Source organism: Mesobacillus subterraneus (genome assembly GCF_020524355.2).
GTDB classification, from domain to species: Bacteria; Bacillota; Bacilli; order Bacillales; family Cytobacillaceae; genus Mesobacillus; species Mesobacillus subterraneus_C.
Window position 1 is genome coordinate 3,970,051 of sequence record NZ_CP129019.1, and the last position, 21,560, is coordinate 3,991,610.

The 21,560-nt window shown below is 39.8% G+C and carries 14 protein-coding genes and 2 pseudogenes; 1 reads left to right on the plus strand and 15 read right to left on the minus strand.

Annotated features, from left to right (window positions below):
* Positions 1-13: 13 nt before the first annotated feature.
* The 6 genes and pseudogenes from LC048_RS20680 to LC048_RS20705 all read right to left on the minus strand — a co-directional run bounded on the left by LC048_RS20680 (position 14) and on the right by LC048_RS20705 (position 7,832).
* The gene (locus tag LC048_RS20680; protein WP_226605889.1) at positions 14-1,657 is read right to left on the minus strand and encodes a glycosyltransferase family 4 protein; all 1,644 of its coding nucleotides are present in this window, start codon (positions 1,655-1,657) and stop codon (positions 14-16) included.
* Between the two features lie 364 nt (positions 1,658-2,021).
* On the minus strand, positions 2,022-4,223 hold the full coding sequence (locus tag LC048_RS20685; protein WP_306048667.1) for a CsxC family protein: 2,202 nt from the start codon (positions 4,221-4,223) through the stop codon (positions 2,022-2,024).
* Between the two features lie 372 nt (positions 4,224-4,595).
* Positions 4,596-5,381 carry a Nif3-like dinuclear metal center hexameric protein gene (locus tag LC048_RS20690; protein ID WP_226605905.1) on the minus strand — a complete coding sequence of 262 codons (786 nt, stop codon included), beginning with the start codon at positions 5,379-5,381 and terminating at the stop codon, positions 4,596-4,598.
* Positions 5,382-5,548: 167 nt separating this feature from the next.
* Positions 5,549-6,208, minus strand: coding sequence for a DUF429 domain-containing protein (locus tag LC048_RS20695; RefSeq protein WP_306048669.1), 660 nt, complete (start codon positions 6,206-6,208; stop codon positions 5,549-5,551).
* Positions 6,209-6,249: 41 nt separating this feature from the next.
* A pseudogene (locus LC048_RS20700) lies at positions 6,250-6,612 on the minus strand (hypothetical protein); the annotation flags it as partial.
* Between the two features lie 602 nt (positions 6,613-7,214).
* On the minus strand, positions 7,215-7,832 hold the full coding sequence (locus tag LC048_RS20705) for an HAD family hydrolase (protein WP_226605910.1): 618 nt from the start codon (positions 7,830-7,832) through the stop codon (positions 7,215-7,217).
* Between the two features lie 371 nt (positions 7,833-8,203).
* Between LC048_RS20705 and LC048_RS20710 the strand changes: the two genes are divergently transcribed.
* Positions 8,204-11,668, plus strand: coding sequence for a hypothetical protein (locus tag LC048_RS20710; protein WP_306048671.1), 3,465 nt, complete (start codon positions 8,204-8,206; stop codon positions 11,666-11,668).
* A 93-nt stretch (positions 11,669-11,761) separates the two neighbouring features.
* On the opposite strand, the gene LC048_RS20715 is transcribed toward LC048_RS20710, so the two are convergent.
* The 9 genes and pseudogenes from LC048_RS20715 to LC048_RS20755 form a co-directional block, all read right to left on the minus strand.
* Positions 11,762-12,256: a P-loop nucleotide/nucleoside kinase family protein gene (locus tag LC048_RS20715; protein WP_226605914.1), complete on the minus strand. Its 495-nt coding sequence runs from the start codon at positions 12,254-12,256 to the stop codon at positions 11,762-11,764.
* Positions 12,257-12,420: 164 nt separating this feature from the next.
* Positions 12,421-12,787 (minus strand): annotated as a pseudogene (locus tag LC048_RS20720) (GntR family transcriptional regulator).
* Positions 12,787-13,440 (minus strand): ABC-2 transporter permease, encoded by a 654-nt coding sequence (locus tag LC048_RS20725; protein ID WP_226605931.1) that lies wholly within the window; start codon positions 13,438-13,440, stop codon positions 12,787-12,789. Before LC048_RS20725 ends, LC048_RS20720 begins: the two are co-directional and overlap by 1 nt.
* The gene (locus tag LC048_RS20730; RefSeq protein WP_226605933.1) at positions 13,433-14,287 is read right to left on the minus strand and encodes an ABC transporter ATP-binding protein; all 855 of its coding nucleotides are present in this window, start codon (positions 14,285-14,287) and stop codon (positions 13,433-13,435) included. The genes LC048_RS20725 and LC048_RS20730 overlap by 8 nt, the downstream gene beginning before the upstream one ends.
* An 88-nt stretch (positions 14,288-14,375) precedes the next feature.
* Positions 14,376-14,624 (minus strand): hypothetical protein, encoded by a 249-nt coding sequence (locus tag LC048_RS20735; RefSeq protein WP_226605946.1) that lies wholly within the window; start codon positions 14,622-14,624, stop codon positions 14,376-14,378.
* 1 nt (position 14,625) lies between these two features.
* Complete coding sequence (locus tag LC048_RS20740; RefSeq protein WP_226605935.1) at positions 14,626-15,360, minus strand: hypothetical protein; 735 nt, start codon at positions 15,358-15,360, stop codon at positions 14,626-14,628.
* Positions 15,353-19,147, minus strand: coding sequence for a DEAD/DEAH box helicase (locus tag LC048_RS20745; protein WP_306048674.1), 3,795 nt, complete (start codon positions 19,145-19,147; stop codon positions 15,353-15,355). The genes LC048_RS20740 and LC048_RS20745 overlap by 8 nt, the downstream gene beginning before the upstream one ends.
* Positions 19,148-19,559: 412 nt before the next feature.
* Positions 19,560-20,939, minus strand: coding sequence for an anti-sigma factor (locus LC048_RS20750; protein ID WP_226605944.1), 1,380 nt, complete (start codon positions 20,937-20,939; stop codon positions 19,560-19,562).
* Positions 20,914-21,462 (minus strand): sigma-70 family RNA polymerase sigma factor, encoded by a 549-nt coding sequence (locus LC048_RS20755; RefSeq protein ID WP_226605939.1) that lies wholly within the window; start codon positions 21,460-21,462, stop codon positions 20,914-20,916. The genes LC048_RS20750 and LC048_RS20755 overlap by 26 nt, the downstream gene beginning before the upstream one ends.
* Positions 21,463-21,560 lie beyond the last annotated feature (98 nt).

Below are 21,560 nucleotides of genomic sequence, written 5' to 3' on the forward strand. Positions count from 1 at the left end.
GGTTTCTGTTATTTTACGGTTCAATTTTATAGAAAAACTCTGAAGAAGCAGTAGCCTCACCTAATATTTTTATTGCCTCAATCGAAAACGAGTCTGGATGATCCCTTTCCCCTGCTAATATCCTTAATTTATAAAAATCCGCATTGTGTGGATATTCTTTAATAAAATCGTTTAGTTTTCTCTTTGCTTCTTGTTTCCGCTGCAGCCTGATTAATGTTAATACAATCCATCTTGCCCAAACCGCTTTATCTTTTGACTGATCCCCATTATATAATTGTGTAAATTCATCTAATGCCTTATCATATTGTTTTTCCAGAAATGATTGATAGCCTTTTAAATTATACAAATAGAGCTTCCTTAATGGCCATTCAGGACAATAGCATTCTTCAACCATTCCTCCATCGCTGTTTTTCCTAATTGCGACTACTTCCCACCTCGCTATTTGAGGAACTTTTTCTATAGAATAAATGACAGGTACCCTTACAATATCTGCATTCGTTACAAGGAGCATTTTTTTCAACCTAATATAATCTTCCTTATTTAAACAATCCTTTTCTCTTATGGCTATATCCCAATCCTCTAATGTGTTTTCAGGTGAAACTTCGTGCTCTGCAATGTTTTTATAATACTCCAGGATGTTCTGGATGATCGTTTTCCAGTTGTAATGATTCGCTGTAGCTAATCCATTCGTTATCAAACTCTCTTTTAGGCAATCATTTGAAAACACTTCTTTTATTTTTTCGGCCATATCAACAGGATCTCTCATATTACAAATGAAGGCATTCTGTTCATGTACTGCATATTCCAGTGAACCTGTATTATTTGTTGTAACAACAGGACACCCACAGGCCATTGCCTCAAGGGGCGGCAGTGGAAAATTCTCATATGTTGACCCACATACATATATAGCAGCACCTCTATATAGGCTGCCTATCTTTTGTTGCCTTGGGTTGACAAATACCCTCGTGACCCGGCTTCTTAACTTTTCAGAGGGCTCTTCTGGTGTGATCCAATACAGATCAATATCTAATTCTTCTTTTACTTTTTCATATGCATTAATGATATCAGGAATACCTTTAAAAGCTGCACTTTCTCCCCCAACCATCAATAAGTATGGACGTTCCCCTAACTCTTTTTCTCCATTTACACAAAACACACTTTCATCTACTGCATTCGGGAAAACCTGTGCTTCTCTTCCATATATCTTTGTAATCAATCCTGCTGCCTGGTTTGAAACAGTAAAAACAAAAGGAGGAACTTCATATTGTCTCTGAATAAAGTTCTTTAATGTTAAATTCATTGAATCATAGTCAAATAAATGAAAATCACCCTGCTCAAAATAAACAACAGGTGCAATGCCTGATTCAATACATGCCTGAATGTGGTCCCAGTAAGTGGCTACAATGACATCGCAATCCGGGATTCCTTTTGCTAGTTCAAGGTCAAATGGAACTTGGATATAATCTGTTTCAATTGGAAACCAGTTAGGCTTTTGATAATGCGAAACAAGCGTTACTTTAGCACCAGCGTTCTGTAGTTTGTTCGCATGTTCAAATATTACTTTTACACCACCACAAATTCCTACATGGGTCATTGCGTAGACAATATGCAGCTTACCATTGCTTTTACCAGGTCCTGTTAGTACCTGATTTTTCAAATAAGGAAGGCGTGCTAGCCGGTCATTAAACTCTTTTGTTCGAAGTTCTTGAATCAATATACCTCACATCCATTTTTAACTAAGGCTATGTTCGCATTGATTGTTGCTTTTTGAATAAGCTTACATACTGTATTCCCCTTCAGACTCACTTCGAGATATTACCGTCCCGAAATATGTCTATCGAAAAATCCAGAAGCCTATTTTTACTATTATAAGTAAAACAACAAAGCTTACGAAAAGAGCCTTAACTAAAGAATTTTTGTTCACCAATCATTTTATGTCTTATTTCCATAAATGACTTTTTATTCATAAATAAAAAAGTGCAGAGAAGCAATTTTTTCTCTGCACTTTAAATTTCTTGCAATTAAGATGGGTCTGGTGGGAAAGTTAAACCTAATGGTTTTATGTCAGTAAATGCTGAAATGTGGCAAGTAGATAATATTATAGTTGCTGCACCAGAAGTCACTCTCACCAACCCTTCCTCTATGTCACCTATTGTTGCATCACCAATAGTATCAAAGTTTCCAGCGCCTTCTGTTTGAATATCAGTAGTTGATCCATTAGGAATTGCTTCTAGAATATCCCTCGTAGCTTGCTCACAGCAATCACAGAAGCCTCCTTCTGAATCTGGTGAAGTTGGTAGCGTTACTCCAGCAAGATTGGCTCCTCTTAATCCAACTATTTTACAAATTGGAATTGCAATCTCTCCATCATTCAATATTACATAATCGCCAATAACTGCATTGATTGTCGCATTCACCAGTGGACCCAAATTACTCTGTTGGGTTGTACTGAAATCTATATTAGGAGTGTCTGGTGTAGCTAAATCTTCTAATAATCTTCTCATTGGATCTACACAACAATCACATTCATCATCTGTTCTTGGTCCCGTTGGTCCAATTGGTCCTGTTGGACCTGTTGACCCCGTTGGTCCCGTCGGTCCTGTTGGTCCAGTCGGTCCTGTTGGACCCGTTGGTCCCGTTGGCCCCGTTGGTCCCGTTGGTCCCGTCGGTCCTGTTGGCCCTGTTGGTCCCGTTGGCTCCGTTGGTCCCGTTGGTCCAGTCGGTCCGGTTGCTCCCGTTGGTCCGGTTGCTCCCGTTGGTCCGGTTGCTCCGGTTGGTCCTGTTGCTCCCGTCGGTCCTGTCGCTCCCGTCGGTCCGGTTGGTCCTGTTGGTCCTGTTGCTCCCGTTGGTCCGGTCGCTCCTGTCGGTCCGGTCGCTCCTGTTGCTCCGGTTGCTCCTGTTGGCCCTGTCGTTCCTGTCGGTCCTGTTGCTCCCGTCGGTCCGGTTGGTCCTGTTGGTCCTGTTGCTCCCGTTGGTCCGGTCGCTCCTGTCGGTCCGGTCGCTCCGGTTGCTCCCGTTGGTCCTGTTGGTCCCGTTGGTCCGGTTGCTCCGGTTGGTCCTGTTGCTCCCGTCGGTCCTGTCGCTCCCGTCGGTCCGGTTGGTCCTGTTGGTCCTGTTGCTCCCGTTGGTCCGGTCGCTCCTGTCGGTCCGGTCGCTCCTGTTGCTCCGGTTGCTCCTGTTGGCCCTGTCGTTCCTGTCGGTCCTGTTGCTCCCGTCGGTCCTGTTGGTCCTGTTGCTCCCGTTGGTCCGGTCGCTCCTGTCGGTCCGGTCGCTCCGGTTGCTCCCGTCGGTCCTGTTGCTCCCGTCGGTCCTGTTGCTCCGGTTGCTCCGGTTGCTCCGGTTGGCCCTGTTGTCCCTGTTGCTCCGGTTGCTCCTGTTGCTCCTGTTGTCCCTGTTGTCCCTGTTGTCCCTGTTGCTCCCGTTGCTCCGGTTTCTCCGATTGGCCCAATTGCCCCTGTCGGTCCTGTTGGCCCCGTCGGTCCGGTCGGTCCAGTCGGTCCAGGTGCTCCCCCACCAATTGGAACTTGTTGTTTCTGAAGCAGCTTGATTGTGAATTTGACAATCATCTTTTCGACGATATGCCTAAACGTTCCTTCAAATACTGCTCCCTCTTGTAACGGTTCCCTGTCTGTTGCTTCATCGTATTCTATAATATTACTGGAGACCAAGTCACAGTATGGAAGTTCATTATAATGTTGAGTACTAGATTGATGAAATTGAGAAGGGTCGCTCGTCAGCAGCTCATCTTTTTCAGGATAACCTTTCGGTAAAGGTTCTTTAACCAAGAAATCAAATTCACTTCGCTGGTTAAATCGAACGTTTACTGGACGAGTTATGAAATCCCTAATTGAAGTGGTACACTCAAAAGGAGCTTTCACAGTAAGAGATCGGATATCCGAGTCTATAGACTTTCGCTTCCATCCCTTTGGTGCAGCAGCGTATCTGATATTTTTTTCTACATATCCTTTTATGAATAGCTGATTAGTTGGCACCAGAAGACGACATTGAACAAGGACTACTCGTTTTTTTATATCCTTGATTTCCAGTACATCTTCCGGAAAAGTAATGTCAACTTTAACCGGGGTGCTAACTTCAATCTCAGCTAAGACTACAGGTACTTTGCTGATCCTTGCATCAAAATTCACATCTGGTTCTACGTTTCTGTTTGAACAATTGCTAACATTCGCTGAAAAATCCTTATTGTGATTCTCATTATCTCTCAATAATCTCACTCCCTTATTTTTTATTGAGAACACAATATCTTATGGGAATTTCTTTACAGAGGATTGGACTATTTGTTTAAAATCAGGAATCGTTAAAGAAAATCCACGTCTGTCTTATAACATTAATGGAGGTAGGAGATGTGAAGGAGGCAAACTTCAGAAATAATGATTAACTAGCTTTAAAACTCGGAATATTGATATATCGCAGAATACGAAAACTTACATAGAGTAAGGGGAATAAAAAAAAGACAACGCCCGATGGGTTAGTTGTCTTACTTGGTAATAAGTTGTGCCACACACTTCAGGTGCACCAATTGTAATGTGGATCTCATGAGACCCTGGTACGTCATTTATTAATTGTTAGGCTGGATATTAACGGTTATTTCGCATCTGTTCTTCTTTTATATTCTCCTCATAATGCTCTTCATTAAGTCTCACGATTTCAAGATCTTTAATAGTCTTATTCAATTTCAATGCTAAACTTTCAACTCCAAAGAATTCCGTGAAAGTATGACTGCCAATGATCAGATTCATCCCTTTAAACTGAGCATATTGAATCGTATACAAATTACATTCACCTGTAATGTATACATCACAATCATTTTCAACAGCTTCCTTAAGGCAAGCTGTTGGCGCTCCATTGCCACAAACCAAGCCCACTCGCTTTACCGTTTTATCATTAAACCGCCAAGATTTAACTGGTTCTTCAAGCAAATGTTCCATCTTTTTTACTAAGTCATTAAATTCGATTTCTTCATCATACTCTGCGACTCTGCCAAAAAAGAACCCTTCCCATTCATGAGTTCTTTTAACAATTTCTAAATTCAATTTTTCTAATAAGCTATCATTTGTTCCAAAGTTACAGTCATCAAGAGGCAAATGATTATAGTAGTGACTTATGCCGTATTCTGTTAGTTTTTCGATGCATGCCTCTTTTAATCCATATATTTCATCCCAGGCATCGTGATGTGTCACCATCATTTCAACTCCATGCATTCTTGCTTCCTCTATCGTTTCAAGCGTGAGGTTCACACAGTAGCCTACCTTTTTAACTTTTTTATCTGCATGGTATGTAAGCCCAGATTCCCTTGAATAGATTTCCTTATTTGTTATATTGAACAAATCATTTATTCTTTCAATAATAAATAAAGCATCCATATACTGACCTCCTCCATTCCATCTTGTTTTGCCTAAATTTACTCATTACATTATTACCTTGGTTGAAATCTAAAGATGGAATTAATTGAGGTAACCGCAATGAATACTAAAGAAATAACAACTGAACCTAACGAATTTCCAATACTCACGGCCAACTAACGCTGAATTTAACAGCAATAGTCATAAGGATGCAGAGGGAGATTCGCCGGGTAGATCCACTTTGTACTATACGAAGGAGCCTTCCAATGCCATGCCCCTAACGCAGCTGCACACGCATCGATAGAATGGCTTTCTTCTTCTATTTCAGTAGGTAATTGTGTAAGCCCCTGCTCCGCAAGCCAATTTCGAATATAGCTTCTAGCGGATCGTTCTTGCTTGTAAGCCAGCACATATCCAATATTTTGTTTGGACAGTCTTGATCCAATGATGGACCCTGGATGGACTTCAACTATAGAAATGGGATACGCGCTGTTTAAATTCTCTATTTCTCTACTAAGTTTTATTCCCCTTAAAGTTAAATACACCATTCTATTTAAGGTTGGCGGCATGATTGATCCGGATCTCATCCCAAAATTCACAATGAACTTCCTTAGTTCCCGGTCACTCTTTCGATCTCCGCCACCGTCTTCATAGGATAAGGGTGCATCAATTCCGATAACTACCTCATCCAATTGACTTTGCTCAAAAATCTCGTGCAATATGTCCTGATCGCTTAAGTTATTTGCCCACTTAACCAATTGCAGGTGGTTTTCCTCTTGTTTAAAAATAGTGAGAACCGTATCCTTATGATTTTTTATACCTGATAGGTCAATACCGATTATCCTCAAATAAAACCCTCGCTTCCATCATTACAGGTTCACGATTTTGCTTAATGAACATTCTGCAATTTTATCAGTTGTATGATCTTTTGATCGTGCCCAGTATCGATAGGGACGAGCTTTGTACTTTGAAGGATTCTATTATAAAAATCCTTCCCAGCTGGATATTTACCATCCCAACGCAGAGGGATATTGTATATATTGATCGTGCCATCTCCATTACCACTATAAGTCACTGAGCCATCCACCAACCGAGAACCTGCCAACTGGATGACATCCTCCGGATAACTGGCACTTGTCTCATCGTCAGGATTCAGTTTCTCCCCCGCCGGAATATGCCGGACATTCAATTCATCGATTTCCTGATTGGGTCCTAGTTGCAGCCAAACTCGAGCGTACTCAATTTGTTTACTTGTATATTTAGATAGAGTTTCCTCGTCCGCCTGATGTTCACTATTTTCAAAATCCTGGATCAGTACGACTGTGAATTCACCATCATAGGAGACCCAACTGACTGAATCCACGCGACTCTTATTTTTAACTTCAGGCAATTCATCCATGATTTGTTTCGCCATATCGAACATCGTTTCAGTTTCTTCATAACTCTTCGTATGTCCATTCTGAAATTTTTCGTTGATTTCCTGACTGTACTCTTGAGTATCTGGCAGCAATTTAACTGTGTAGTTCGTCATTCCTGAGTCGCTTTCCCATACGTCCGTTTCATAATGCGTCCCATCAATTTTGTAGTGCGCATTCAAGTACTGGTCGATATTCATATTTTCTGAGAGTTGTTTATCTGAAGCACCATCTGTTTCAGACGGTTGGGCTTCTTCTCCATTGTCATCATCTAAGTCAGGACCAACAGTTTGATTTTCTTCCTCGTTTGTAGGTAACGTGTCACTCTTCCCTTCAGTCTGTGAGCAGCCTGCAACCATGACCAGCAAAGCCATCATTAAAACAATAAAAGGGATTCTCCTCATATTTAACCTTCCTTTATGTACAGATTTAACATCCACTAGAATACTCTTAAAAGTTCTTCAAAACTTTTAATTTTCATATCATATTCACTTACTTGGCCAAATCCATATTCAGCATAAATAAAGGGAATATCAGCAAATCTGGCTGCTTCTAAATCACCTTGTGTGTCGCCCACATAGACTGGGCTTGATAAGTTATTTCTCTCAATAATCAAGTTAATATTTTCACCTTTTGACAGACCCGTTCTGCCTGGGTTTTCAAAGTCTAAAAAATACTGATCAAGCCTATGAAACTTATAAAACGCTTCTATGTAACCATCTTGGCAGTTACTGACGATGTATAGTTTGTATTTTTGAGAAAGCTTCTTTAGGACGTTCTCTACATTGTGAAAAAGAACCCCTCCGTTTTTTTCTATGACAGAATGTTCTGCTTCGCAACAATCACTTATTATCTTTTGTCGGTCCTCCTCAGTAAGGGTAGGAAAGAATCTCCGGCTTATTTCATTCATCTGTAAACCCATCGTACCTTCAAAGTCATTCCGGGTTAATTCACTATTTATGAGATTATTTTTTCTTATCACGTTGTTCCATGCACTAAGTACAGTGTCGATTGGATCCCAAATTGTTCCATCTAAATCAAAAATGATACTATCCAATTCAGTTCACTCCCATTTAAGCTAGCCCTCTCCTTCAAGCGCTTCCAAAGGCTCATACCAATATATCACACCAAAAGATGGAAATAAAACAAACTATTAACTGAGCCTTTTCAGCCAATGGATAAGACTATAGTATTGTAAGTACCTTCTCCGCCAGCTTCACCGTGTGTTTTAGTGTAAGTGGCAACTGCTGGTGACTTAAATGCGTCTATAACCCGATTGAATTAGATTACTTTATAAGCGCTGCAATACACTCCCTAAAAGTTTGGGACCGTTTACAAAAAACCGAACCTAAAGAAAAATACAACTAAAGGTTAAACTATAATTAGTGATTTGATATTTTTTAAAATTTGATTAGAAAGGAATATACAATGAGAAATATCCCAACCTTATATTATGGAAATGCAGCTTTGCACGCTGGAACGAAACCAGTCTCCCTGCAAACGGTAACGATGAATGAGGAAACTTATTTCAAGATAGAAAACTACAATCAAATGAATCCATTCTTTATGACGGTCGTAAGTGATGTCGACCTTTGGATGTTCATATCAAGTACTGGCGGACTGACTTGCGGCCGTAAAAATGCAGAGTCAGCCTTATTTCCATATGATACAGATGATAAAATCCATGACAGTATTGAGACAACCGGATCAAATACCGTCCTGATTATAAGTAAAGATGAAAAGAATTTTCTGTGGAAACCTTTCTCACTTCACCATAGCGATGTCTACAAGATTACGAGAAACCTATATAAAAACACCATTGGCAATAAGATTATGTTTGAAGAGATTAACCATGATCTTGAGGTTCGTTATGCCTACACATGGAAGAGCAGTGATTTATTTGGATTTATTAAAGAATCCAGTTTGGTGAACATGGCGGAACAGGAAGCAGAGATTCGAGTCCTGGACGGGATTCGCAACATCCTGCCTTACGGAGTCAACACGCTTTTGCAAACCACAAAAAGTACCCTTGTTGATGGATATAAACGGTGTGAATTAGTTGAAGAAGCAGGACTTGGCATCTACACGCTAAGTTCGATTTTAACCGATAAAGCGGAGCCAAGTGAATCATTGAAAGCCACGACCGTTTGGTCAAAGGGACTTGAGAATCCTAGCTACCTTTTATCCGAACAGCAGATTAAAGCTTTCTCACAAAATGAAGAGATTCAAACGGAAGTGGATATAAAGGGCCGAAGAGGTTCTTACTATGTTTCAGATTCGATCCACCTTAAGGGAAATGAAGCAAAAAACTGGTATATCGCTGCTGAACTGAATCAAAGCGCTTCAAAAGTTGAGAAACTTATTAAGGATCTTACGAATGAACACTCCATTCTTGAAAACATAGAAGCTGATGTTGCAAAAGGGGATAACAATCTTAAAAAACTTGTCTTTGATGCAGACGGATTCCAAAGTACTGCTAATGAGAAGGCGGGTTACAGACACTTTTCAAATACCCTTTACAATATTATGCGCGGCGGTATCTATGCAAATGGCTATGGAATTGATCGAGAAGATTTCAAAGCATTCGTAGGTACTTGGAATAAAGAAGTCTTTACGGAACAGCTGGATTTTATGAATCAATTGCCTGAAACCATTAATTATAATGAACTGATTGCTTTGGCAGCTGAGCGTGGCTGCAAGGATTTTGAGCGGTTAGTATTTGAGTACTTGCCACTTACCTATAGCAGGCGGCATGGAGACCCGAGCCGTCCATGGAATAAATTCAGTATCGAGATTGCCAAAGAAGATGGTGGCAAAGATCTGAAGTTTGAAGGAAATTGGCGTGATATTTTTCAGAATTGGGAAGCGTTATCCATTTCCTATCCTGAATATACGGAGAGCATCATTGCTAAATTTGTAAATGCATCAACACCTGACGGCTATAACCCTTACCGGATTACGAAAGCCGGAATCGACTGGGAAAAGCTTGACCCTGAAGATCCGTGGTCGAATATTGGATATTGGGGAGATCACCAAATTATTTATCTTTTAAAACTGATGGAACTATCAAAGGCTTATCATCCTGAAAAATTGCAGGCACTTCTTCAAAAAGACATATATGTCTATGGAAATGTTCCCTACAGGATTAAAGGATTTGATGCATTAGTCAAGGATCCAAGAAACAGCATTGTTTATGATGAAGAGCGTGATCAGCGTATTGAAAACAAAACGGCAACTCTTGGATCAGATGGCAAGTTAGTTTCCAACAAGGATGGAATCTACAAAGTTAACTTAATGGAAAAACTTTTGGTCACCCTTCTTGCCAAGTTTTCAAACTATGTGCCTGAGGGTGGCATTTGGATGAATACGCAGCTGCCAGAGTGGAACGATGCGAACAATGCTCTTGTTGGTAATGGATTGTCCATGGTTACCCTGTATTATGTGCATCGTTTCCAGGCTTTCATGAGTCAAATCGTGAAGGAATTGAAAGAAGACTCCATTGAGGTTTCAGTTGAAGTGCATCAGATGTTCCAGGAAACAATGGCGGTATTGAAGGATAGTCAACAATACCTTGGCAGTAAAATGTCCAATGACACTCGTTATTCTATTGTAAAAGCATTAGGCAAGATTGGAGAAACCTATAGAAACTCCATCTATGACAATGGTTTTACAGGAGAAAAAGGTGCACTTTCCATCGAATCGCTGAAAGAATTTATTGAGGTTTCGATGCTCCACTTACAAGATTCTATTAAAAAGAATAAACGAGAAGACGGCCTGTACCACTCTTACAATCTCATCCGATTTGATCAGGAAAACTGTAGCATTTCAAATCTTTATGAGATGTTAGAAGGCCAGGTTGCCGTTCTAAGTTCAAAAGCTTTGGATGGAAAAGAAACCATTGATGTCTTAGAAGCACTTCGAAATAGCTCTATTTATCGCGAAGACCAAAACAGCTATATGCTCTATCCGAATCGTGAGCTGCCAAAGTTTTTAGAGAAAAATGTGATTCCTGAATCACAAGTGATGTCATCAACGGTTTTAAAAGCAGAACTGAATCGGAATACCACACGGTTTATTGAAAAAGACGTGAATGGAAAGTACCATTTTAACGGTCAATTCAGAAACGGCGAAGAGATTCGAGAAGCACTTAAAGCCACAAAAGAGTATCAAGATGAGGATATTAAAAACGTTGAAGAAATCTTCACGAACCTTTTTGACCATCATGCTTTTACAGGACGCTCCGGCACGTTCTATAAGTATGAAGGCTTAGGAAGCATCTATTGGCACATGGTATCAAAGCTAGTCCTGGCGACACAAGAAAACTTTGAAGTTTTCTCTGATCAACAAGGGCTGACTAAAGAAGCCAGGACGCTTATGAATTATTATGAAGATCTTAAGGCAGGAATCGGAGTAGAAAAATCACCAGAACAATACGGCGCATTTCCAACAGAGGCTTATTCCCATACTCCGAGCTTTGCAGGCGTACAACAGCCGGGAATGACCGGACAGGTTAAAGAAGACTTTATCTCTAGACTAGGTGAGTTAGGAGTAAAAGTTGAGGATGGACTGATTCGATTTAAACCAGAGCTATTAACAAAGTCTGAGTTTTTATCAGAGAAGAAAATCTGGACACTGCCTAGGAATAACCATGCTTCGGATACAGAAACAATTATCCAGTTAGAGAAGAATTCCCTGGGATTTACATTCTGTGCAGTTCCCGTCATCTATTATTTAGAAAATCAAACGAAAATCATCGTTTGTTATAAAGATGGAACAGAAACAATTTTTGTAGATGCCGATACGTTAAATCATGTAACAAGTCAATCGATTTTCAATCGTGATGGAAAGATTGACAGATTGAAAGTGTATATTGACGGAAGTACATTGAAATGATCCTTGAGTTCTGAGCAGGTCTATTGCTCAGAACTTTTCCTTTTTAAAGTCCTAGGGACGGTCCTTGCGTCTCAGTCGGGAAGAACTATCATTTTAATCAGGGGAATGCTCCAAAATGTTTAAACCTTCGGATGCTTCTGGTGCTTCAAAAAATTTAGTCACATGATTAAATACCGCTTCGTTATCAAAAGCTGCTCTTTCGGGCTGTTCCTTACGCCTTAGTGCAATATGATGTAAACATTGCTCGTTATTTAGATTAAGGAAAATGAGTTGATGGTTTGCGTTGACCTCTGACGCCATCTCCAAAAACCACTTTCGCAGTTTTTGAGTGTTAGCTGGAAAATCCATCACTACATCCGTCCCGACACTTAAAATGTTTTGGACATGCCTTTTCACCAACGGCTTGAGCTGCGCTGAAAATTTTAGATAATCCTCAAATGATTCGATCTGATTTGGATAAAGAGAGGAAAGCCATTCATCCTCAGACAATAATACCGCATGTGTATCTTTTGCCAATTGTTTTGATTTAGTTGATTTTCCGGCGCCCATTTTTCCACAGAAAAAGTATAGTGTCCCCGATTGTTTCATATTATTTACCCCCAGACTTATCTCAGTGGTTGTTGCCCTCCTGGTAAAACTATTATTTTTCCGCATGGATAAAACAAAGCATATCAATGCTATGCCTTCTATTTGTAAACCTACACTGATTGATAAGGAATGTAACAATTCATTTCATTCATACGTATAACCTTTTAATAAACCTTCTTCAGGAGTTCAATAACCTCTTCTAGAGTCAGGCCAAAGGATTTGTAATATGACGTGTCTACAGCCAATTGCTTTTCGATCATTTCTTCACGCTTTTGAAGAATACGTTCAGGTGAAAGGTCGGCTACAAAGCACCCCTTGCCAGTCACAGTATAAATCAAACCACAGCGTTCAAGTTCTTCCCAAGCTTTTTTTTATGGTTATGATGCTAACACCCAGTTCCTTGGCCGCTTGTCGTATTGGCGGTAAACTATAGCCTTTTTCAATATCACCTTTTAGAATTTGAGCGCTGATTTGTTCAAAAAGCTGCTGATAGATTGGTTTTTCAGAAGAATTTGAAATAGCTATGTTCATTAGATATCCACTTTCTTAAATTGTTTAATGGCAATATGATAAGCGGTAATCGTGAAAACTGCAAATATAGCCATTCCTGTTAACAGGATAGGTATGTGAACGACTAAACGATCAGCACCGCTACCTTTAAATAGCTCAAACACCTTATTGTTTTGTATTCCAAGCCATTCGGCACCTGCTGCAAATAGCATAGCACCGGTAATTGCTGCTAAAGATGGAACTCCATATTTATACGCTGTCTTGAAAAACATAGAGATGAAGATTAAGTTGAAGATAGCTAGCATGATAAAACAAAGTCCCCAAAACCCTACAGTTGGTCCAAAGAAAAAGTTATTGATATTAGGATATAACTGAGTATTGATCATTCCAAAGATTACAGCAATTACAATGTGCAATAACTCTAGAATTACAATAGCAGCGATTTTCGCCTGAACAATGTCTTTTTTTGTGACAGGCATCATGAAAGAAAACAGTAAATCATTCTGAGCTTTATAATTCCCAAATATATTAGGTACAGTAATCCAGCAAAAATATAGTGGAACAATAAAGTATATCCATCCGGGAATTAGCATTAAAGCTCCTGTTAAAAAGGGTAATACATAAAAGAAAGGATTTATACCAAGTTTTAATTCTTTCGATAGCAAGTTATACATACATATCCTCCCTTTTTGAAAAATAAATCATTACCTCTTCAAGATTAGGACGCGCTGATTTAATATTTAACGCTGGATCAAAATCTAGATCATGAATTAATCCTGTAAAGCCGAAAGAGTTTTTCTTGTAGGAAATCAAATGCTCTTTAACCTTTTCAAGTTGACTTTCATTTCCATTCAACAATCGATAAGTATTAATAAATTCTTCTTTTTCACAGCTATTTATGATTTTCCCATTATTGATATAGGTAATATAATCCGCACATTTCTCTAAGTCAGATGTAATATGAGTGGAGAAAAGAATACTAATTTCGCCTTCTTCTACTAATTCTTGAAATAGATCCAACAGATTATCTCTTGCTACAGGATCAAGACCACTTGTTGGTTCATCAAGGATAAGAAGCTTTGAACCATGTGATAGAGCAAGAGCCAAATTGTATTTAACCTTCATTCCTTCTGACAATTCTGCTATTTTTTTATTCTCATCCAAATTGAATCTTTTTAGATAATTGATATATGTTTCTTCCTCCCAATTATCGTAAAACCTTTTGATCACATTAGTCACATGTTTGACTTTGTTTCTCGTATAATAATTGACACCGCCAAATGTATACCCAATCACTTGTTTCAACTCGAGTTCATGTTCGATAAAGTTTTTCCCTAAAACACTAATTTCACCACTATCAATACGAATCATATTCAAAATTGATTTTATAGTGGTTGTTTTTCCAGCACCATTTGCGCCGATAAACCCCATAATATATCCTTTTTCCAACTGGAAGGATACATCATCTAAATGAAAATTCTCATACTTTTTACTCAAATTTTTAACCTCTAAGGCTAACATATGATAACTCCTCCCTGAAATAATTGTGTATACCGTATATGCACAATATATCCTAAGGATAAGATTCGTGTCAAGCAACTTCTGAAATTTATGAGATGCGGAGACGGTGATGCGTATCATTTGAAAAGTGAAATACCCTAAAAGAAAGTATTAATCCACTTTTTGCATCTTGGATGGGATCGGGAACGACTACAACACCGAATACCTTCTTGGCTTTTTGCGCCAGGAACAGGGAAATCGTGCCGATGCAGCAATAGTCGTCGATGACCGACTCCTCGCCTGTTTGCATGCCAGAAACAAAGGGACGTACCCAAGGTACGTCCCTTTGTTTCTGCATATTATTCTCGCCATATCAAACGTTCTTTCTCTTCTATCTGCTTTTCGAACGTTTCATCCCAGCGTTGAAGCAAGGTATTCCAGACGCGCGCATAGAATTTGTCTTGTTCTTTATTGTAAAGTTGAAATTCCAAGCATGGGATGTATTCCATCTTCTGCTGGTCAAAGCTATTTACAGCAGCCACTACTGTTTGGAATCCGTCTTCCTCCTCACCATTGCCTCTCTCTGCGAGCACTTCCAGAATACGATCCTTCTCTAAGTTATTCGGATGATTTCCATACCGGTAAAGCGGCAGTTCTCCGTCAGTTTCAGGCAATGGCTCGGTCATCTCTGACCAAAACTCATCATGAATCGGGCTGTAGGAAAGCACTGCCGACTCTTCTGCCAATTCTTCTTCCATAATCCCTGTATTTAGTTGATCGTGCCCTCTCGATGTCAGCTTGTAGCTTCCTTTTTCCAATGTGATCAAACCCGTGCGCTGCATTTTCTTCAGTAAATCTTCAATGAACAGCTCCTCGACCAGGAGCAGTTGAGATAAATTGGCTGCGCGCCGGATTTGGGTCTTTTCAAAAGTGAGCAGCATCATTTTCATGAGAATGTCCATTTTAGAGCGTTTTACACGGTTAAACGACACAGTATAAATGGTCACCGGAAATTTCCAGATCACTGATTTCTTGATTTGGACAGCTGGATTTTTAAGTAAATTCGCATGTAGCTGCTGTTTTAATTTATCCATTCATACCCACCTCTTCAAGGGTTCGCAGTCCATTCTGATTTTTGGCCGTTTCTAAAACGTGAGTATACATTTTTCTTGCATCCCTATTTTTCGTCCGCTGTGTGAACATCTTCGAGCTGCCAACCATCACAAGCAGCTCTCTTGCCCTCGACAAAGCCACATTCAGCCTGCGATAGTCTTTGGCAAAACCGATATCATCCTGCTTATTATCGTGATTACGCACCATACTTAACAGAATCACATCCATCTCCATGCCCTGGAATCTATCCACTGTCCCGGTGCGAATCGTTAAGTGTGGCAAATGCAACTCCTGTTGAAGCATTCGGTCAATCCTTTTTACTTGTTCTCCGTAAAAACTGATGACTCCAATGCTTTTTTTCTCATTGGTTTCCATTCTTCCAGCTCTCTTTGCCTCAGCACTTGCATCATCCAATTCCTTCAGTAATTCGCCAATCCTTTTCAATTCAGCCGGGTTGTATAGGCTTTTTCCGCCTTTCATTCTTTCTTCGAAAAATAAAGGCTCGTTCGGCATATCGAGCCAAAGGAGATGATTGTTCCGCTGGATGAGCTGTGATTCCAGCTTGTGGTCCCGATCCAGATCGGAGTTGGCTAAGCCACATTGGAGCACTTCGTTTTCTTGCATATAAAATGGCGTTATCGTTTCCATAATGTTTTCATGCATCCGATATTGAATAGCAAGCATCGTTTTATTGTTTTTCGGCAAGTTTTTAAACAATCGCTCAAACAAAGATTCATTTAATAGCTTTTTAAGTTCAGCTTTTCCTTCAAAGTCTTCACTTTCTTCCGCCATTTCCTGCAGTGTTTCCTCCAGCGTATCGTTCCCCAAAAGAGGCGGCAGCTGGTGATGGTCGCCAACCAGAATGATTTTTTTCCCTTTCAGCATCGGCAAAAGGAGCTCCGGCGGTGTCGCTTTTGATACTTCGTCAATAATGACAACGTCAAAAACCGGGTAGTTTTCTATGAAATCTTTGCGGGCGGAGACCACACATGTTGTTCCAATTACATTTGCATGCTTCACATAAAGCTTTCGGATTTCATTCAGGTCATGGTCATTTGCTTCTTCTAGCAAGGACTGCCACATTCCCTGAACTGACTGGAACAGCGGCAGTCTCTGCTTTTCCTGTTTCAACGACTCCCGGGTAAAAGAAACGCTCGCCAGCTTCTTTAATACCACTTCGTGCTCCTTTTCGGGTTCTAAAGAAAGGATATCATTTAGTAGTGCTTGTTCAGCTTCTTTTCCCTTAATTATGGAGGCGAGATTTGCAAGACTGACTTCAACTTCGATTTGTTTCTGCTTTGCTTGCTGCAGTTGAAGAGATTCTTGTTCCCGTTTTTGGCGATTCATTTTTACCCGTAGCTTGGCTTGCCCATATTGTTCTTGTTTCGCTTTCAGTTCAAACGCTTTGGCTTCTTTTTCATGAAGCAACTCCTTCGCATTGGGAATAATGACGGCTGAGACTATTTTTTTTGCGTGCTTGTTTTGTAGGAAAGTAAGCTTGGCAGTCTGGTCGTTCATCTCTCTCTGATACTTTTGTTGCATCATCTTGTTTTCATCGAGACTAGGCTGAAGCTGTTCGATCAGTTCCTGTTTCAAATGCTGAAGAGCTTCTTGTGCCATTTTTTTATCTGTATCATTCAGTTTGAGCTGGTCCGCCTTTTGCCATATGAAATGTCTCCGGCCATATAGCCACTTAAGAAAGGTTTCAAGTCTGTCCGGATGAATGGTTGATTTTTCTTTTAACTCACTTCTCAGTTTCTCTAAAAATCGGTCAATTTCGAGAGCTGTCGTAGTAACGGGAGGCACTTTTTTCAATTGTTCCTGAAGCTTGCTGTACTTCTCCTTCTCCCCAAAAAGTTGCTCAAGATAGGAAATCGCAGGATTTAATTTTTCATTATATTCCTTTAACTTTTCCAGCTGATTGATTCTTTCGCGAAGCTGATCAAGCTTTGCGATTAATGACTGCACCTGTAGAGAGCGAGTCAGATTTTGTTCCAGAATGATCCACTTTAAACTGTCGAATTTTTTGGCGGCAGTTATTCTATCTGTTATTGCCTCCGTCTGCTTCGTGGCCTCTTTCCATATCTCACAATAAGCAGAAACCTTGTCTATCGTTTGTTTCAGTTCATTTATTTCATCTTGCAGCACCTGAATGGCGACACTGTCTTGCAGCCGATCAATCTCTTGCTGATTGGCTTCCAACTCTTTTTGGATCAAGTCATGATTTGACTCTTCATCCAGAAAAGTTTCGTCTTTATCAATCGTTTCATTTAACAAACGTAGGGACTGTTCAGATTTCTTTACATGCTGCTGGACTACTTGTCCCTCCTGTTCAACTCCATGAATGTTCTTGTTATGCTCTTCAATAATGGACTGAACTTCATTATACTGCTGTTGTGCTTTCTTCTTTGCCTCAAGCTCCCCTTCTAGTTCCACAAGCTGTTTCTGAAGCCACTCTTGTTCCTGTTCATTCGCTGCCCATTCTAATTCAATTTCGGTTTCCCGTTGGTTTCGAGCTGATAATTGACTGGAAACTTCCTGCAGCGTATGGTCTTTCCAATACTGTCCGACGTTCTCCTCGATGAACTTTTTGCCCTCTTCTTCTATGCTTTCCGTCCGCCCCACTCTGAGGATTCGGATATCCTTAGTTGCCAGCAAACGTCCGAGGGCGTTGTCGACCGCTAAATTCGACTGCGAAGCAACTAAAGTGCGCAGCCCCGCCTTCGCATTTTGCAGACAGATTTCAGAAATAACGGTTGTTTTTCCTGTTCCGGGCGACCCTTGGATGACGTATAAGTCTTCGGCAGACATTGCGCCTTCCACAGCTGCCTGCTGGAACTCGTTCAATGTATTGTGAAACTGCAGCTTTGCCTGAGCTTTGACCTCTTTGACCGGCGGCTTATTTTCAAATAAAAGGCGTTCCAGTTCAGGATTCGCAGCCAAACCGTTTTCCAATTGCTTAAACCCTTGCCTTAGTCTTTTCAGCTGGCTTAAGGTTGCAAAATTGCTAAAGATGACTTCCTTAGGAGGTACATCAAGCCGCTGTCTGCGGGCTTGAGCTTCCATATAACTGTGTATTTCCACCTCAACCGTAGAAGCCGCACGATTCGCTTTCAGAACTTTGCCAATCTCCTGGTCGATTCCCTTTAGCTTGACGCTCATATCCTTGAGCGACTTCCAATCCTTATCATTCAGCACACAGCCTGTTATTTTTACCGTACTGAAATCTTCATTGAATAAAAGCGTGGAATAGCGGGAGGTTATATCAGGAATATCTGCAGACTGCTCCTGAATTTTCAGGTAGCCTTCCCAACTCGCAATACGCTTTTTCACATACATAGAACTTTCCTGGGCAACCGGCATGTTGTGAATCAAGTTCAGTAACCCAATCGGTAACCGTCCGCTACCTTGAACATTTAAGTCAAAAGTAAGATCTGCCGAAATGCGCCAATTAGACGGCAATGGGATATGTGACGGTCTCGTCGTTACATTCGTCGCAACAAACCCATCTTCTTTTACTAAACAATGGAATACAACAACAAACCTGCCGTACTTCTCTGCCAGTCTTTCGTTTCTTTCAATGTCAAAAAATAAGGCAGCCGAAACAAGACCATCGGTCGATTGCGGATACTTTTCTATATAAACATGAAACGATTTCTCCAATAAAAAAAACGATCGCTCATCCAACCCAGCTTCTCGCATTTTACTCTTTGCCTTATTGGTCAAAGCGATCGGACACCGATATGCCTTACTTTGAGTATTTTTCATATATCCACCTGCTTTTTTAACAAAAGGAAAGTTTTGAAATGGTTAATTAATCAATAAGTATATACAGTTTTTTAACTAGGTTATTATAGCATAATGTTTAGGGGAGCATGGGGACGAGGGGACGTACCCGGTTATGTCCCTTTGCTACGAAACAAGGACTAATAGCAAAAAGACCCCGAACGAAAACAGGGTCGGACTTGCAATATTTTATTTTTAGGATTAATGTACTGTTCTTTCGTTTGTAGCTATATAATACAACATCCCAATCATTCGACAATAACACCGTCATATCAAAAAAAGCAAAAAGGCAACTCCCATATGGGTTAGTTGCCTTTCTTTGTAATGAGTTGCACCACACATTCGACATTGTCCAGAGAGTAAGAGGCAACACATGGGGTGCTAGTACTTACTACTATTGACGAATATCTATCCACCAGCGATCTTTCGCATTCATATTTTCAGTACTACCAAACCCGCTGAAATGGAAAGCATCAAGGAAGATTGAATCCAATTTATCCTCATCAACAAAATAACCTAAATTAATCTTGTTCGTTTGTCCAGGCTGGATACTGCCAATATTGTAAAAGCCTTTTCCATTTCCGTGAGGTTCTAGATAATCAACTTCCCCTGTCATAATACTATCTTCGGCGATTCCATCTTCTCCAGCATAGTTCCATGCATTCTTTTTAAATTTAAGCACTTGTAAGGACGGATGCATATAGATTTCTTCTGTTGCCTGTTTACCACTATTTTTCACTGTTGTTGTCAGGTAGACAAATTTCAGATTAACTAATTGCGACTCTACTAATTCGTCAACAGAATCTTTACCATTTCCTACTTTATATACATCCCGTTTGTACGGTAACAATTTATTTGTTGAATCTAAAGCCTTATTTTCGCTTAGTATGTTTAGTCCCAATTCATTAAAGTTCTCTTGTTTAAAATCTTCTATTGAATTAAAGACTTCAACTTTTTCTATCACATATTCAAGTTTACTTTCGGTTTCATTCATATCTATGGTTACTGGAACCTTTTGACCTACCTTAAATAGTTGTTTGCTGTTCTTTTTCAAAGGAATAACACGAGATTCTGTTGGTTCCTTCGCTTTACTAAAAAGGGCTCCATCATAATCCACTGTGTATGTTGCCTTTTCCTCCGTTGTTGATTCAAGTGAAATGCCATCTATGACTTTCAACATTTGCTCATCACTTACATCCGTTCCAACATAACTTTGTAACATCATCCCCTCTTCTTCGAATAAGAGAAAGACCTGTCTATCAAACATTACATTTTTGTTTCCTGTATCTTTATTAACAATCACTGCTTTCCTGCCATTGATCTCCTTTTCTTCGTAGTCGTTTGCATACAAAGTTTGAAAATCAGAATCTTTCCCTAATCTCCATAGAATGAATGAAAACCCACCATTTGCATAATTATCTTTAAAGGAATATTTCATCGCCTCAAACTCTTCCATATTTTCTGGTAAATAGCCAATTTTCATCTTATACCAACTGTCTTTCTTATTGAAAATCTTATTTGCCACTGAAATATTCACTTCATAATTTTGTTTTTGGACAATCATATCATAGGCTTTTACTGCACCAAAGGCAGTTGTCGGTATGCCAATCAATAAACAGGCAGCAGTAATTAAAATACGATTCCTTTTACGCTTGACCTGCTGTTTTTTTGTATCAGAGTCCAATGAAAAGTTCGATATTATCGTATTAAGCTTATCAGTCGGAACATGAATCTTGTCAATGTCTTCCTTAAACGATGGAATTTTTTCTGTCATCACTGTAAACCCCCTTCATTTTCTCCTTAAGTTTATCTAACCCGCGCCGGATATTCGTTTTCACCGTTCCCTCTGGACATTTAAGCATCGCGGCGATCTGTTTAACCGTATAATCTTGATAAAACCTTAAAAGCAAGACCGTTTTATATTTTTCTTCAATTTCTTCCATAGCTTTAAGAAGATCTATTTGTTCATCGGATTTGAAAGATGAGGTATCACTAGTGTTTTCTAACACTGTTTGATTGATTGGAACTACTCTCTTTTTCTTTCTTAATAAATCAATAGCTGAATTAATCAAAATACGCGTCAACCACGTGGAGAAATATTCATCATTTCTTAATTTTGACAGCGATTCAAAAGCTTTATAAATCGTTTCTTGAAACACTTCTAATGCATCATCTTCATTCCGCATATACACATATGCCATCTTGTACAATTTTTCCTTCTCAAAATGAATTAATGTCTGAAATGCATTTATATCCCCTTTTTTCGCTTTGGATATTAAGTTCAACTTAGGTTCCAATGTGGCACCTCCTTTTTCGTTTTCGATTATTAGATAAAACTGACACAAAAAACGATTCAAAAAATAATTATTTTTTTAAAACTGGAAGATAAAGATAC

Bases quoted from the DNA above. Each gene is read 5' to 3' on its own strand.
- LC048_RS20690 (WP_226605905.1), bottom strand. From the start codon at position 5,381: ATGGATGCTTTATTTATTATTGAAAGAATAAATGATTTGTTCAATATA.
- LC048_RS20710 (WP_306048671.1), top strand. From the start codon at position 8,204: ATGAGAAATATCCCAACCTTATATTATGGAAATGCAGCTTTGCACGCT.
- LC048_RS20715 (WP_226605914.1), bottom strand. From the start codon at position 12,256: ATGAAACAATCGGGGACACTATACTTTTTCTGTGGAAAAATGGGCGCC.
- LC048_RS20725 (WP_226605931.1), bottom strand. From the start codon at position 13,440: ATGTATAACTTGCTATCGAAAGAATTAAAACTTGGTATAAATCCTTTC.
- LC048_RS20730 (WP_226605933.1), bottom strand. From the start codon at position 14,287: ATGTTAGCCTTAGAGGTTAAAAATTTGAGTAAAAAGTATGAGAATTTT.
- LC048_RS20735 (WP_226605946.1), bottom strand. From the start codon at position 14,624: ATGCAGAAACAAAGGGACGTACCTTGGGTACGTCCCTTTGTTTCTGGC.
- LC048_RS20740 (WP_226605935.1), bottom strand. From the start codon at position 15,360: ATGGATAAATTAAAACAGCAGCTACATGCGAATTTACTTAAAAATCCA.
- LC048_RS20745 (WP_306048674.1), bottom strand. From the start codon at position 19,147: ATGAAAAATACTCAAAGTAAGGCATATCGGTGTCCGATCGCTTTGACC.
- LC048_RS20750 (WP_226605944.1), bottom strand. From the start codon at position 20,939: ATGACAGAAAAAATTCCATCGTTTAAGGAAGACATTGACAAGATTCAT.